The organism is Parageobacillus sp. VR-IP (genome assembly GCF_013357975.1).
In the GTDB taxonomy this organism is placed as follows: Bacteria; Bacillota; Bacilli; order Bacillales; family Anoxybacillaceae; genus Saccharococcus; species Saccharococcus caldoxylosilyticus.
In genome coordinates, this window is record NZ_JABVYQ010000001.1 from 347,154 (window position 1) to 361,428 (window position 14,275).

A 14,275-nucleotide genomic window follows, 5' to 3' on the forward strand; every position below is an offset into this window, starting at 1 on the left:
CATAAACAGAACATATTCATACATTAATATAATAAACAAAAGTCACCAAGTTACGAGTATGATACCGCCCATGTTGCTTTAAAAAACATTTGCGCCGTATCAAATAGTTAAAGTATAATGCAAGTAAGAAAACGGTGTTTTGCGGAAAGCAACGGGACATGCCTTTATAAATATTTAGCGACAAAAGGATTTGATTGCAAATGGCGAGGGAGAAGGACATTAAACAATCATTAAAATTGTTTATCGTTTTATCAAGAGCCTATCGGTCTGTTAATGACCAAGTGAATAAATCGATTCAATCGTTCGGCGTCAATCCAACCGAGTTTGCCGTATTAGAGCTGCTTTACCATAAAGGGGATCAGCCGCTGCAGCAAATCGGGGAGAAAATTTTGCTCGCGAGCGGAAGCATTACCTATGTGGTCGATAAGCTCGAAAGCAAAGGGTTGATTGTACGAAGAGCATGCGAGAGAGACCGTCGCGTCACGTATGCTTCGATCACGGAAAAGGGAAGAGCGTTTATCGAAAAGGTTTTTCCGGAGCATGCGCAGACGATTCACGAAACCGTTTCCGGCTTAACTGCGGAAGAAAAGGAACAGGCGATTTCGTTATTGAAAAAGTTGGGATACGGAGCAAAAAGGGAATAATTTGCGATCGTTTAACATAAGTGGAAGTGGCTGCCATAAGCAGCCACTTATTTTCAAAAATCTGGGTAAAAGTAAAAACACAAGGGAAGCGAGCCTTAATTTTTGATGAAGTCATCGTCCGCGTCAGTGGAAACTTTGCGCTCGATATGCATATTGATACAGATGAAGCGAATGCGGCAGGGCTGAAGACAGGGGATTATGTCGAGTTAATTCCATAAATATTCATCGCCATAAAGAGTCCCAGTTACGGGACTCTTGTTTTATGTCAAATGTTGTTCAAACCACTCGACAATATGATTGAGCCGCTCAAGGCGAAGCGCCGGAGGGCCGCTGCGGGAAAGATCATGGTTTGCTTCCGGGAAGCGGACGAGCTTCGTTTCCCGCTTTAAATGTTTCAGCGCGATAAACAGCTGCTCAGCTTGTTCGATCGGGCAGCGGTAATCTTTTTCGCTATGGAGAATCAATAACGGAGTTTGAATGTTTTTTACGTATTTCAGCGGAGAATGATGCCAAAGCCGTTCCGGATCGTCCCACACATTGCAGCCGACTTCCCATTCTGTGAAGAAATAACCGATGTCGCTCACACCATAGAAGCTGAGCCAGTTTGAAATCGAGCGCTGCGTTACCGCTGCTTTAAAGCGGTCCGTATGTCCGACGATCCAGTTGGTCATAAATCCTCCATAGCTTCCGCCAGTGACGCCCAGGCGCGTTTCATCGATAAAATCAAAATGCTCAAGCACATAATCGACGCCGCTCATAATATCTGCATAGTCCATCCCGCCGTAATCGCCGCGCACCGCGTTGACAAACGTTTGCCCATAGCCATGGCTGCCGCGCGGATTCGTAAACAGCACCGCATATCCTTTGTCCGCAAGCACCTGCATTTCATGGAAAAAAGTAAAACCGTACATTGCGTGCGGACCGCCGTGAATTTCGACGATGAGCGGCACTTCTTGCCCTTGTTCGAGATGAGGGGGCTTCATCAGCCAGCCCTGAATGGTCCAGCCATCACGGGATGGATAGGTGAATGTCTCCGGTTTGGAAAGGATAATCTCTTCTTCCAACTCCTTATTCACATTTGTCAGCTTGTTTCGTTTCCCATCATGAAGAGAAATAGTATGTAAGTCACCAATATGTGTTGGATCGCTAATTGCCGCAATCGCTATATGTTGATGCGGGTGAATCGTTAATCCATACAGATGGAATTCGCCGACTACAGATGGTGTAATGGTTCCGTCCAACGCTACATGATAAAGGTTAACGCGCCCTCGTTCGGAAGCAAGAAAATACACACCGTTTCCTTCTTTATCCCAAATGAGTCCAGGACCTGGCGCATCGGAATGCATGTCACCTACCATCGCATCACCGACATGGACATCCCAATTGGCGGTAAGCGGCCGTTTTTTTCCACCAGCGAGATCGAAAATCCACACTCGATTTAGCGTAGCGCCTAAATATTCGAGTTCATGTCCAATCGCCGCGAGCGTTTTTCCGTCCGGAGACCAGGACAGCGAAGTGAAAAACCCGTTTCCATCTGTGATTTTTGTTGTTTTTCCGCTGTCGATGTCAAGAAGAAATATATCGCGCGCAAACGTAAAATCAGGTTCATCGCTCCGATTGGCGACAAATGCGACTGTTTTGCCGTCAGGAGAGATGGCGAATGAACTGATTTCGTCATCGCCGTCTGTCAGAGCTTGAATCTTGCCTGCTTCTACATCGATGCGGACAAGCAAATCCTGTTTATCATCGCGAAATCCTGCTGTATCGGATTTATATTGCAGCCGCTCTACGACAAGCGGTGTCAGCTCGTGTTTTTCTTTCTCTTTTTTGTTTTGCTCCTCGCGCTCTTCCGGCGTTTCTTCCTTGCCAAGCGAAATGAGTGCTACGAGAAACCGCCCATCCGGCGACCAGCAGTAGTGGCGCACTCCGTTTTTTAATGCGGTTAACTGGCGCGCTTCCCCGCCGTCTGTCGGAAGAATCCAAATTTGTGTTTTGCCGGAGCGGTTGGAAAGAAACGCGATTATTTTTCCATTTGGGGACCAACGCGGAAAAGAGTCTTTTACTTTTCCAAACGTCCATTGTCTCACTTTGCCATCCGCTAATGTCAGGAGAAAAAGGTGGGAGCGATATTCCCGTTCGTCATCAATCGTTTTTTGCACAAAGATGACTTTCTCGCCATCTGGGGAGAATTGTGGGTCTCTCACAAAGCGGATGCGAAACAAATCTTCTGAGGTGATGCCGCGATGTTTTTTCTTTGCGTCCCGTACAGTCATCGAAGACACTTCCTTTTTTAAAAATTTTCTCTATAGTATTTCGATAAACGAACTACTTTTCCTTCTAAAACATGGCAAAATAATGGTATGATAAGGTAACCACCTAACGGACGAATAATCTTTCCGCATTAGGCCGAGAGGATGTGTTTCCGGTCGATTGCTCCATAGAAGAGCGGCTGCAAACATTTGAAGCACAAATTTCATGCCGCGTGACAAGGCTGATAGATTCGGAGGTAATAGTGATTGATGGAGAAGAAAAGAGAAAAATATAAAAAGCGAACGCCCGCGGCTTTCGGACGTTCGCTTTCGTTATGCCGACATTTTTTGTTTTTCTTTTGTTTGCTGCGCCGCTTTTTTCACTTGCGGGTAGAAGATGATGCCGCTTAAAAGCAGGGCAACCCCAAGCATAAACGTTTTGATATCGGCGGTGCCGGCGATGATGACCCAGATGGAATAAATGGTTGCCAGAACGGCAACGATCCCATCGATCATGCGGCCCCGTGCCGCATCTTTGTACGTTTCGCCAGTCAGCGTCAGCTTTAATTGGAAGACAGAGGCGATAAAATACGGGACGAGATACGCTAATGTCGCGATGTAAATGACAAAGTCAAACGCCGCTGACATCGAGTTGGAAACTGTTGAAAAAATAAAGATTTGTGCTAATCCATTCGAAAGAACTAAAGAAAAGCTTGGCACTCTCTTTTTATTTTCCTTTAAAAATGCTGGAATAAACAAACCTTGCTTTGCCGCCTGGTATGGCACTTCAGCACTTAGCAGCACCCAGCCAAGCGTGGAGCCAAGCAAGCTGATTAAACCGAGCCCCGCAAGAATGTAGCCGCCGCTTGGGCCTAAAATCGTAACAATCGCGTCAACAAGCGGTTTTTCCGACTGAATGAGTTCTTTTTGCGGCAATACACCCATGACAAGCACACTAATGCCGATATAAATCGCAAGGGCAATCAACAAGCCAAGGATTGTCGCACGTTTGACGTCGGCTTGTTTGCGCGCACGCGATGCAAAAACAATCGCTGATTCGACGCCGATAAACGCCCATAATGTCGATACCGCCGCGTTATTAATTTGCCCTAACAAACCAATAGAATGGCCAGCTTCATCATAACGCGGAGCAACGAACGAGCCGATGTTGCTTTTTTCAAACGCAAATAAAGCAATGACGATAAATAGGGAAAATCCAAGCACTTTTGCCGCCGTAGCAAGAAAGTTCAGTTTTCCTGCATCTTCAATGCCGCGCAAAATGATGAAATGCATGCCCCAAAGCAGCGCCGTGCAAACGGCAAAGGTGAGCAAGTTTCCTAGTTTTACGTCAAGCGAACCGATGGCAAATAGCGTTTGTTTGCTTGTTAAAATGGGGAAAAACGTCGATAAATAGCTGGTGAATGTCGTAATAATCGCCACGTTGCCGGCGAAGTTGCCGATCCAATATCCCCATGAGGACATAAAGCCAGATAGAATCGAGATGTTCGATCCTTTTGGAAACAATTCTTTTGCATAAATTTGCGGCCCGCCGTTTAATTCCGGCTTGCGGATCGCTAAGTTGCCAAAGACAAGCGCCGTCATTAAGACGCCTGCGCCCGTTAACAGCCATGCGAAAATAACACCGAGCGGGCTTGCCGCTTCCGCAAGCGAGCGCGGCAGCATGAAAATGCCTGAACCAACCATATTGCCAACGACAAGCGCCGTTAATAACCATAGTCCGAGTTTTTGCTGTTGCACAGTTGATAGCTCCTTCCTGATGCTGATTTGCTTTAGTTTGTTTTTTTTCAAAAAAAATACACCCAAAAGTTTTAACGGGTGCATGAGACATCGTATCCAACTTCTTATCGTTTGTTACAACGATGACAGTCCTGTCCTTGTTCGGATACAGGCACGGCTTATGGCGTCAGAGTTCGCCACAAACTTTGGCCATGAGCCCTAACGTGGAAACTCGTCGATTCTATGTGTCTCGTTTCTACTACTCTTGTTCATTGCAACCTCTATCTCATCGATGTGGATGAGAAGAAAAAATATTCAATTGACGTTATTATTATACGTTTTTCGACAAAAACCGTCAACAGCCTTTCTCGATAGAAAAAAAGGATTTTCCGTGCTAAGATGGAATACAAACTAAGATAAGGAAATTGAAAGAAAAGGAAGGGATTTCATTGAAATTTTCCGAGTTTCGCTATGAACGGCCAGATGTGGAGAAGTTAAAAGCATCGTTTCAACAAGCGTTGCAATCGTTTCAGAAGGCAAACAGCGCGGAAAAACAGAATGAGGCGATGCAGGAAATCAATCGGCTTCGCAACCATTTCAGCACGATGGCAAACATTTGTTATATCCGCCATACGATTGATACGAACGATGAATTTTATAAACAAGAACAAGACTTTTTCGATGAAGTCGAGCCAATTGTCAAAGGGCTTGTGAACGATTATTACCGGGTGCTTGTTTCGTCCCCGTTCCGCTCACAGCTCGAGGAAAAATGGGGGAAACAATTGTTTGCGCTCGCCGAGACGGAATTAAAAACATATTCTCCGGACGTGGTGGAAGATCTGCAGCTGGAAAATAAGCTGACGAGCGAATATACGAAATTGGTCGCGTCGGCGAAAATTTTCTTTGAAGGAGAAGAGCGGACGTTAGCGCAGCTGCAGCCGTTTGTCGAATCACCGGACCGCGAGATGCGCAAACGGGCAAGCGAAGCGCGCTTTGCGTTTTTCCAAGAGCATGAAGAAAAGTTTGACGAGATTTACGATCAGCTTGTGAAAGTGCGCACCGCCATTGCGCAAAAGCTCGGATTTAAAAACTTCGTGGAACTTGGCTATGCCCGTTTAGGTAGAACGGATTATAACGCCAAGATGGTTGCGAAATTCCGCAAGCAAGTCGAAAAGCACATCGTTCCGATTGCTGTCAAGCTCCGCGAGCGGCAACGGGAGCGCATTGGCGTCGAGAAATTGAAATATTATGATGAAGCATTTGTTTTTCCAACAGGGAATCCAACGCCAAAAGGGGACGCAAGCTGGATTATTGAAAATGGGAAAAAGATGTATGAAGAACTGTCGCCGGAAACGGGCGAATTTTTCCGATATATGATCGAGCATGAACTAATGGACCTTATCGCGAAAAAAGGAAAAGCAAGCGGGGGCTATTGTACATATATCGAAAATTATAAAGCGCCGTTTATTTTCTCGAACTTTACCGGCACATCCGGAGACATCGATGTGCTTACCCATGAAGCGGGGCACGCGTTTCAAGTTTACGAAAGCCGCCATTACGAAATTCCGGAATATAACTGGCCGACCTTGGAGGCGTGCGAAATTCATTCGATGAGCATGGAGTTTTTCACATGGCCGTGGATGAAGTTATTCTTCCAAGAAGATGCGGAAAAATATAAATTTTATCATTTAAGCGATGCACTGTTATTTTTGCCGTATGGCGTAGCAGTGGATGAATTTCAGCACTTCGTATACGAAAATCCGAACGCGACGCCGGCGGAACGGAAGCAGGCATGGCGGTCAATCGAACGGAAATATATGCCGACAAGAGACTATGATGGCAACGCTTATTTGGAACGCGGCGGATTTTGGCAGCGGCAAAGCCATATTTACACGACGGCGTTTTATTATATTGACTACACATTAGCACAAATTTGCGCCTTCCAATTTTGGAAACGTTCGCGTGAAAACTATGAAGAGGCGTGGAACGATTATTTGACATTATGCCGTCAAGGCGGAAGCAAGCCATTTACCGAATTAGTCCGTGCCGCCAACCTTATTTCGCCGTTTGAAGACGGTTGCGTCCGATCGGTAGTCGGCGAGATTGAGCGGTGGCTGAATAGCGTCGATGACAAACAACTTTAACAACCAAAAGGAAGAAGTCAACGAAGGGCTTCTTCCTCTTTTGTTGAATAAAATAGCATTATCGTACGAATGAGGGGTGAAATGATGAATATTCGGAAAGCAACGATGAAGGATGCAAAAGCCATTGCGACCGTTCATGTGGAAAGCTGGAAGACAACGTATCAAGGCATTGTGCCTGCAGAGTATTTGGCACAATTAAGCGTAAGCGAAAAAGAACAGCTCTGGCAACGCGGATTAAATCAACCAAAACATTCGATTTTTGTCGTTGAAGAAGATGGAAAGGTATGCGGGTTTATTTCCGGGGGAAAAAACCGCGCCACACATGGAAAAGAAGCGAAGTATGAAGGGGAAATATACGCCATCTATTTATTAAAAGAAGTACAGGGAAAAGGATACGGAACAAAGCTCGTCAAAGCGCTGGTTGATGATTTTCAATGTGATGGAGTTCGTTCGATGGTCGTCTGGGTGCTTGCAGATAATCCGTCACGCCTGTTTTATGAGCGGCTAGGGGGCGAGAAAATTGCCGAGGGGATCATTGACATCGGCGGGAAAAAGCTGACGGAATGGTGCTATGGCTTTCAACTATGTATGTATAGATGAAATATAGGAAAAAGAAATTCCGGCTGTCCGCAGTGCAAAGGGGGACAGCTAAAAAAAGTGTAAAATGAGTGATTACTCACTTGAAACGGAAGGTTATTTCCGTATATAATTGATGTGAGTAATCACTCATATTTATAGATGACGATTTTTGTTCTCCTCGTTTTCTTTGGAGCACCATTATTCACAATGGTGCCAGAGCTTATGCTGCCATTTTGCCGCGATTGAATTGACTCTTGGCTACCGCGGCGTTTCATGGTTGCTGGGCTTCGAGAACTCTTTTTCTTTGATTTTGATAAAGGGAAAGGGATCAGTTGAAATTCTCCTGTCGCCACATGAACCGGCTCATGGTTCTATGATTGATTTCCGTGTTAAAAACAATGCGAAACAAGAAATAGGCAGCCTGCAAGAATAGAAGGTTCAGGGAAGCTAATGGAAACACCCTCTGGGAAATTTATGCAACTTAGTCCTTGGGGGTTAGATTTTTTATAAAAGTCAACATTGATAGAGGGGGGTTCCCATGGGTTCCATCATTGTCGCTAAGCGAGTAAGTAAATCGTTCGGGAAGAAAGAAGTATTGAGCAACATCAATCTAACGGTGAAGGAAGGAGAAATATACGGTTTAATAGGTCCTTCTGGTTCGGGAAAAACAACGTTAGTGAAAATCTTAGTAGGAATGGACAGCGATTTTCAAGGAGAAGTGGAAGTGTTGGGCGCTGCGATGCCAAATATGAGTGTTTTGTCAAAAATTGGATATATGGCGCAATCGGATGCTTTATATCCAGAATTAACGGGAGAAGAAAATTTACAATTTTTCGCTTCACTCTATAAGTTAAAAAAAGAAGAACGGAAACAGCGCATCGCTTATGCGGCAGACTTAGTGAAGCTTACTCCTCATCTTTCGAAAAAAGTGATGGCTTATTCAGGAGGAATGAAGCGCCGTTTATCCCTTGCGATCGCTCTCATTCACAATCCGCAAATACTCGTATTAGACGAGCCGACAGTAGGGATTGACCCAGAATTACGATTATCGATTTGGCACGAATTATCCCGATTAAAAAACGAGGGAAAAACGATTGTCGTAACAACCCATGTGATGGATGAAGCGGAAAAATGCGACCGCCTGTCTATGGTGAGGGATGGAAAAATAATTACAGGCGGATCGCCATTCGAACTGAAAAATCAATATGCTGTTAACCATTTAGAAGAAGTATTTGTCAAGGCGGGAGGAAAAAATATATGAGAACGATCGCTGTTGTCAGACGAATTTTTCAGCAAATGCTGCGCGACAAGCGGACACTTGCATTGATGTTCGTTGCTCCGTTATTGATCTTAACGTTGTTTTATTTTTTATTTACTAGCGACACAGCCGAGAATCCAAAACTAGGCGTTGTCAATGCCGATGATGCCTTAGTAAAGCAATTAAAAGACAAAGATATTACCGTTATAACATATGAACGAGTGGGAAATGTCAAAAAAACGATTGTGGATGATCAACTGGATGGATTTATGCAAATCAAAGGAGAAAACATCCAATTAACGTTTGAAAATTCAGATCCATCCAAAACAAAAGCATTACAAATGAAAATACAGCAAGTGATCGCAGCACAATCAGCAAAAAAGCAAGCATCCGTCATGAAAGAGTGGATTCAGCATTTGCAAAAGACGTTGAATGCTCCGAAAATAAAAATGGAACAAATATCATCGCCAAAAACGCACATCGCTTATGTATACGGTAATAAAGACACTTCCTTTTTTGATGTATTGAGCCCTGTATTAGTTGGATTTTTTGTCTTTTTCTTCGTCTTTCTTATCTCTGGAATTGCTTTATTGCGCGAACGCACAACAGGCACGCTCGAACGGTTAATGGCAACGCCTATACGACGAAGCGACATTGTTTTTGGATATTTGTTAGGGTATGGATTGTTTGCCGTGATTCAAACAGTGATTGTTGTCATTTTTGCCGTGAAAGTATTAGGTATTATGCTGGTAGGGTCTTTATGGCACGTGATTATCATTAATTTGCTGCTGGCGCTTGTTGCGTTATCTTTAGGAATTTTGTTATCCGCATTTGCAAATTCAGAGTTCCAAATGATGCAGTTTATTCCGATTGTCATCATCCCGCAAGTGTTTTTTGCAGGCATCCTTCCAGTTGAAGGAATGGCCAATTGGCTGCAGATGATTGCCAAAGCGATGCCAATGTATTATGGTGGAGATGCCCTTAAAAGTGTAATGTATAAAGGAGTGGGGCTTGGCGACATACGCATGGATTTGTTCGTCTTGTTCGGATTTGCCTTTCTTTTTATTACCCTAAACGTGTTTGCCTTGAAAAAATACCGAAAAATTTAGCAGTGAGTAAGGAGTTGTCACATGATGAATGAGGAACAGTGGCTGAAAGAACTGTTACAACTAAATGGGGAAGATGTGAAGCTTAGTGAAAAACAAATCAAAATTTTAGAAGCGGCGATTGAAATGTTTGCGGAAAAAGGATATGCCGCCACTTCGACAAGCGAAATCGCCAAGAAGGCTGGCGTAGCCGAAGGGACGATTTTCCGCCATTATAAAACGAAAAAAGATTTGCTGCTAGCGATTGTCACTCCGACGCTATTTAAGTCCGTCGCCCCATTTTTAGCGAAAGAGTTTGTCAAAGAAGTGTTCGAAAGCCAATATGAAAGCTATGAAGATTTCATTCGCGCTCTTTTGAAAAACCGTTATGAATTTGTGAAAAAATACCTGCCGGCAATTCGCGTTTTCTGGCAGGAGATCGCGTTTCATGCGGAAATTAAGGAGCAACTTCAGCGCATTTTCACAGCACACGTATATCAAAAATTTAAGCGAATCGTGGAGTATTTTCAAGAAAACGGGGAACTTGCCGCGATTCCCGCTGATTCGGTCATCCGTATGACGATTATAGCGATTGCCGGATTTTTGGCGGCACGGTTTATCGTGCTGCCGGATTATGAATGGGATGATGAAGCGGAAATGGAGCGGACGGTTCAATGTTTAATGCACGGATTAGCAAAAAAATAAAAAAGCACCGCCTATCCACTGACGGATTAGGCGGTTTTTTTGTGACGCACACGCCTAGTATATGTGTCGATGTAATCCGTCCGTGGTCCGAATTTTAGGCGTTTACGGAAGTAACCATTTTATCATGGAAAAAGTCCAACCTTCAATATAAAAATTTTTACGGGACCAGTCTATCCAAAATCGAGTGAAGTTCATCGATCAGCTATTTGGAAGAAGGCCTAAGGCCGGCTTTTATCGCAAATCTATATGCCTTTTTCAAACGAATACCATTTTTTCTCTAAAAACAGCTGCGTTTATACGATAGAAAAAATTCCCCTCAAGTTTTTGTTTGTAAAATTTGCATGAAGAAAATGTAACAAAACGAAGGAAAAAAGAACTATGATCATACGGGTAATTTGTCGAGGGGTTAAAAAAATAATCGGTAATATTCTGAAAATTACCTCTTCACTATTTCTTTAGATCTATTAACAAATGCTTATACTCTACGTTTATGCTATTTTTCCTCTTTACATATCTTTACAGTGAGTTAAAAATTTCCATTTATAATCACGCTCAGTGAAAGATTTTATTCAGGGAGGGAAAAAATCATGAGAAATGAGAGGCTTTTAGACGAATTAATCAAGAATTTTAATGAAGAAATCTTGAAAAAGAATATAGACCGCCGCAGCCTTCTTCATGGAGCCGGCAAGATTGCGGGGCTCTCGCTCGGTCTAGCCATCGCCCAATCCCTAGGAGGATTTAAAGTGGATGCCGCCCCAAAATTCAGCGATTATCCATTTAAACTCGGCGTTGCTTCCGGAGATCCTTTAGCAAACAGTGTTGTGTTATGGGCAAGATTGGCCCCGGATCCGCTAAATGGCGGCGGAATGCCTCCCCATATCGTTCCTGTCCATTGGGAGCTTGCAACAGATGAACATTTCCGCAATGTGATTCGGCGCGGTACCGAAATGGCTTCGCCTGACCTCGCGCATTCGGTCCATGTGGAAGTGAATGGCCTGAAACCGAACACCGTTTATTTTTATCGGTTTAAATGCGGAAATGAATTAAGCCCTGTTGGAAAAACAAAAACCATTCCGATAGCAGGCTCAAAGATATCTGGAATGGCGTTCGCTTTCGCCTCCTGTCAGCAGTTTGAGCACGGCTACTACACGGCGTATAAGCACATGGCGAAAGAGGATCTTGATCTAGTTTTCCACCTTGGCGATTACATATATGAATACGGACCGAACGAATATGTTTCATTCACTGGTAATGTCCGCACCCATAGCGGTCCGGAAACTGTCACACTTGAGGATTACCGAAACCGTTATGCCCAATACCGATCTGACGCAGATCTGAGAGCAGCTCATGCTGCCTTCCCGTGGGTTGTCACATGGGATGACCATGAAGTGGAAAACAATTATGCGGGCACTATTCCAGAAAACGGCCAATCGGTCGAAGCGTTTATCAAGCGCCGTGCCGCCGCGTACCAGGCTTACTACGAGCATATGCCGCTCCGCAGATCGTCGCTTCCGCACGAAGGCGGCATGCAATTATACCGGGCTTTCGCTTATGGAGATTTAGCCTCTTTCTTTGTTCTTGATACGCGCCAGTACCGCGATGACCAGGCGAACGGTGATGGAATCAAGCCGCATTCCCCGGCATCTTTGGATCCTAAGCGCACTCTTCTCGGTGCAGAACAGGAGAAATGGCTTCTTGACAGTCTTGGAAGCTCCAAAACGCAATGGAACGTGCTGGTACAGCAGATTTTCTTTTCCCAGCGGAACTTTGGGACAAGCCAAGCGCCAAAATACAGCATGGATGCCTGGGACGGATATCCGGCCGCGCGCCAACGCATTATGGATTTTGTTGCAGCCAAGAATATTAACAACTTGATTGTTCTAACCGGGGATGTCCATGCGAACTGGGCCTCTAACTTGACGACTGATTATAACGATCCTGATGCCCCGATTTTTGGCGCTGAGTTTGTCGGCACTTCGATTACTTCTGGGGGAAATGGTTCTGATTGGCGTGCAGACACGGAGAAAATTTTAGCGCAAAACCCGCACATCAAATTTTTTAACAATTACCGTGGCTATGTCCGTTGTCAAGTTACTCCGGAACAGTGGCGTGCGGATTACCGTGTCGTTCCGTATGTGACTCAGCCGGGAGCGGATATTTGGACGAGAGCATCATTGGTTTATGAAAAAGATCAGAAAGGACTAAAAGAAGTATCATCCACTATGGTGCCGATGGGTGTCCAAATGTCAAGGGAAGTGGAAGAAGACCGCCACCGTGCCCACAGACGCGCCCGTGAAAAACAAATGGAGAAAAAGAGAGGAAAGGTTACGAATTAATTCCGTCCACGCATGCTGAACGATATCAATGCCGCATTTGGCATCCGGGCATCTTTACCGGTCTGGATGCCAAATTTTCCGCAAAGGAGATGAACCTACAATGTTAAACAATATCGGTATACCAGGTTTAATTTTAATACTCGTCATTGCTCTGGTCATCTTTGGGCCTTCCAAGCTGCCGGAAATCGGCCGCGCATTTGGCCGCACGCTGTTTGAATTCAAAAGTGCCACGAAGGAACTGGTGTCTGATGATCATAATGAGGAAACGAAAAAACCTGCATTATCGGCTGTGAAAAAAGACAGCTGAATTGGCGGTTTAGTAAAAAAGAGAGCAGACGGGGCAGCCTGTCTGCTTCTTCTTATCGGCTTTATGGACCCACCGATCAACGAATTTTTTCAGAGGGGAATTCATAAAGTTTTTTGCTTCAAGTGGGTCAGAAACTTCTTTTTAACAGTTGTTCTGGCATTGCATAAGGTTTTTCGGGTTCTTTTTTTGGTAAAAAGATTCAACTTTCCATTCATGGACAAAAAATCTTCATTTTATGGACGACACGGCTCGGAAAGAAAAAGTCCCGCCTTGGTTAGCAGATGACCGCTTGAAATGATGTGGTATCGAAAAATTTTTTCGTGAAAAAGTTGATTTGTTAAATATAGCTTCTGTCCAATTTCCCAAAAGTTTAGTAACTACAAACTAACAGCATTTGTTTCCAAAAAAGGAGGCAGCCAGCATGAAAAACAAAGATTTGCGTCTGATAGATCATTTAGAAGAGCTTCGCAAACGGGTGATTATTACGTTATTAGCGTTTATTGCATTCTTCGTTGGGAGTTTCGTTTTTGTACAGGATATTTATAAATGGCTTGTCAAGGACTTCGATGGGAAACTTGCGATTCTCGGCCCGAGTGACATCCTTTGGGTATACATGATGATCGCAGCCGTGTTTGCGATCGCAGCAACGATACCTGTCGCTGCTTTCCAGACATGGCGGTTTGTCTCTCCGGCGCTGAATCCCGAAGAACGGAAAGTATCTTTGCGGTTTATCCCATGGTTGTTTCTATTATTTATAGCGGGGATTTCATTTGGTTTCTTTGTGCTTTTCCCGGCCGTGCTCAGTTTTTTAACAAACCTGTCAGTAGGGCAATTCGAAACAATATTCACAGCGGAAAAATATTTTCGGTTCATGATCCATCTGACACTTCCATTTGGCTTTCTCTTTGAAATGCCGCTTGCGGTCATGTTTCTAACGAGACTAGGAATCCTAAATCCGAAAAGACTGGCAAAGGCAAGGAAAATATCCTATTTTTTTCTGGTTGTCATCTCCGTCCTTATCACGCCTCCGGATTTGCTTTCGGATATTCTTGTTATCATTCCTTTGCTGGTGCTTTATGAAGTGAGCGTAGCACTGTCCGGCATGGTTTATAAGAAAAAGCTGGTAAGCGAAGGGACGCTGCATAACGCCAATCGGTTTGCGGAGAGCGGCTGAGCCGCAGGGACTGGATTGAACACCTGAAAAAATTTATTTCGCTTTGCGCCAAAAAAA

12 protein-coding genes and 1 riboswitch are annotated in these 14,275 nt (G+C 44.4%); of the genes, 10 read left to right on the top strand and 2 right to left on the bottom strand.

Features of this window, described 5'->3' with window-relative positions:
• Positions 1-200 precede the first annotated feature (200 nt).
• Positions 201-644 carry a MarR family winged helix-turn-helix transcriptional regulator gene (locus tag HT574_RS01885; protein WP_175243271.1) on the top strand — a complete coding sequence of 148 codons (444 nt, stop codon included), beginning with the start codon at positions 201-203 and terminating at the stop codon, positions 642-644.
• A gap of 26 nt (positions 645-670) precedes the next feature.
• Positions 671-862 carry a PduL/EutD family phosphate acyltransferase gene (locus tag HT574_RS01890; protein WP_175243272.1) on the top strand — a complete coding sequence of 64 codons (192 nt, stop codon included), beginning with the start codon at positions 671-673 and terminating at the stop codon, positions 860-862.
• A 42-nt stretch (positions 863-904) separates the two neighbouring features.
• Here HT574_RS01890 and HT574_RS01895 read toward each other — a convergent pair whose 3' ends face one another.
• Entirely contained in the window at positions 905-2,917 is a 2,013-nt protein-coding gene (locus tag HT574_RS01895; protein ID WP_175243273.1) for a S9 family peptidase, read from the bottom strand.
• Positions 2,918-3,226: 309 nt separating this feature from the next.
• Positions 3,227-4,651 (bottom strand): amino acid permease, encoded by a 1,425-nt coding sequence (locus HT574_RS01900; RefSeq protein WP_175243762.1) that lies wholly within the window; start codon positions 4,649-4,651, stop codon positions 3,227-3,229.
• Positions 4,652-4,740: 89 nt separating this feature from the next.
• Positions 4,741-4,922, bottom strand: a riboswitch (Lysine riboswitch).
• A gap of 157 nt (positions 4,923-5,079) precedes the next feature.
• Here HT574_RS01900 and HT574_RS01905 point away from each other — a divergent pair.
• From HT574_RS01905 to tatC, 8 genes are all read left to right on the top strand, one after another.
• The gene (locus HT574_RS01905; RefSeq protein ID WP_175243274.1) at positions 5,080-6,774 is read left to right on the top strand and encodes a M3 family oligoendopeptidase; all 1,695 of its coding nucleotides are present in this window, start codon (positions 5,080-5,082) and stop codon (positions 6,772-6,774) included.
• 84 nt (positions 6,775-6,858) lie between these two features.
• Positions 6,859-7,374: a GNAT family N-acetyltransferase gene (locus tag HT574_RS01910; protein ID WP_175243763.1), complete on the top strand. Its 516-nt coding sequence runs from the start codon at positions 6,859-6,861 to the stop codon at positions 7,372-7,374.
• 517 nt (positions 7,375-7,891) lie between these two features.
• Entirely contained in the window at positions 7,892-8,614 is a 723-nt protein-coding gene (locus tag HT574_RS01915; protein ID WP_175243275.1) for an ABC transporter ATP-binding protein, read from the top strand.
• A complete protein-coding gene (locus tag HT574_RS01920) occupies positions 8,611-9,720 on the top strand; it encodes an ABC transporter permease (protein WP_175243276.1) in 1,110 nt (369 codons plus the stop codon). The genes HT574_RS01915 and HT574_RS01920 overlap by 4 nt, the downstream gene beginning before the upstream one ends.
• Positions 9,721-9,744: 24 nt before the next feature.
• The gene (locus HT574_RS01925; RefSeq protein ID WP_175243764.1) at positions 9,745-10,401 is read left to right on the top strand and encodes a TetR/AcrR family transcriptional regulator; all 657 of its coding nucleotides are present in this window, start codon (positions 9,745-9,747) and stop codon (positions 10,399-10,401) included.
• A gap of 587 nt (positions 10,402-10,988) precedes the next feature.
• Positions 10,989-12,737: an alkaline phosphatase D family protein gene (locus HT574_RS01930; RefSeq protein WP_175243277.1), complete on the top strand. Its 1,749-nt coding sequence runs from the start codon at positions 10,989-10,991 to the stop codon at positions 12,735-12,737.
• 100 nt (positions 12,738-12,837) lie between these two features.
• Positions 12,838-13,044 carry a twin-arginine translocase TatA/TatE family subunit gene (locus HT574_RS01935; protein WP_175243278.1) on the top strand — a complete coding sequence of 69 codons (207 nt, stop codon included), beginning with the start codon at positions 12,838-12,840 and terminating at the stop codon, positions 13,042-13,044.
• Positions 13,045-13,465: 421 nt separating this feature from the next.
• On the top strand, positions 13,466-14,218 hold the full coding sequence (tatC, locus tag HT574_RS01940) for a twin-arginine translocase subunit TatC (RefSeq protein WP_175243279.1): 753 nt from the start codon (positions 13,466-13,468) through the stop codon (positions 14,216-14,218).
• Positions 14,219-14,275: the final 57 nt, after the last annotated feature.

Bases quoted from the DNA above. Each gene is read 5' to 3' on its own strand.
- HT574_RS01925 (WP_175243764.1), top strand. From the start codon at position 9,745: ATGAATGAGGAACAGTGGCTGAAAGAACTGTTACAACTAAATGGGGAA.
- HT574_RS01930 (WP_175243277.1), top strand. From the start codon at position 10,989: ATGAGAAATGAGAGGCTTTTAGACGAATTAATCAAGAATTTTAATGAA.
- HT574_RS01910 (WP_175243763.1), top strand. From the start codon at position 6,859: ATGAATATTCGGAAAGCAACGATGAAGGATGCAAAAGCCATTGCGACC.
- HT574_RS01885 (WP_175243271.1), top strand. From the start codon at position 201: ATGGCGAGGGAGAAGGACATTAAACAATCATTAAAATTGTTTATCGTT.
- tatC (WP_175243279.1), top strand. From the start codon at position 13,466: ATGAAAAACAAAGATTTGCGTCTGATAGATCATTTAGAAGAGCTTCGC.
- HT574_RS01915 (WP_175243275.1), top strand. From the start codon at position 7,892: ATGGGTTCCATCATTGTCGCTAAGCGAGTAAGTAAATCGTTCGGGAAG.
- HT574_RS01935 (WP_175243278.1), top strand. From the start codon at position 12,838: ATGTTAAACAATATCGGTATACCAGGTTTAATTTTAATACTCGTCATT.
- HT574_RS01895 (WP_175243273.1), bottom strand. From the start codon at position 2,917: ATGACTGTACGGGACGCAAAGAAAAAACATCGCGGCATCACCTCAGAA.
- HT574_RS01920 (WP_175243276.1), top strand. From the start codon at position 8,611: ATGAGAACGATCGCTGTTGTCAGACGAATTTTTCAGCAAATGCTGCGC.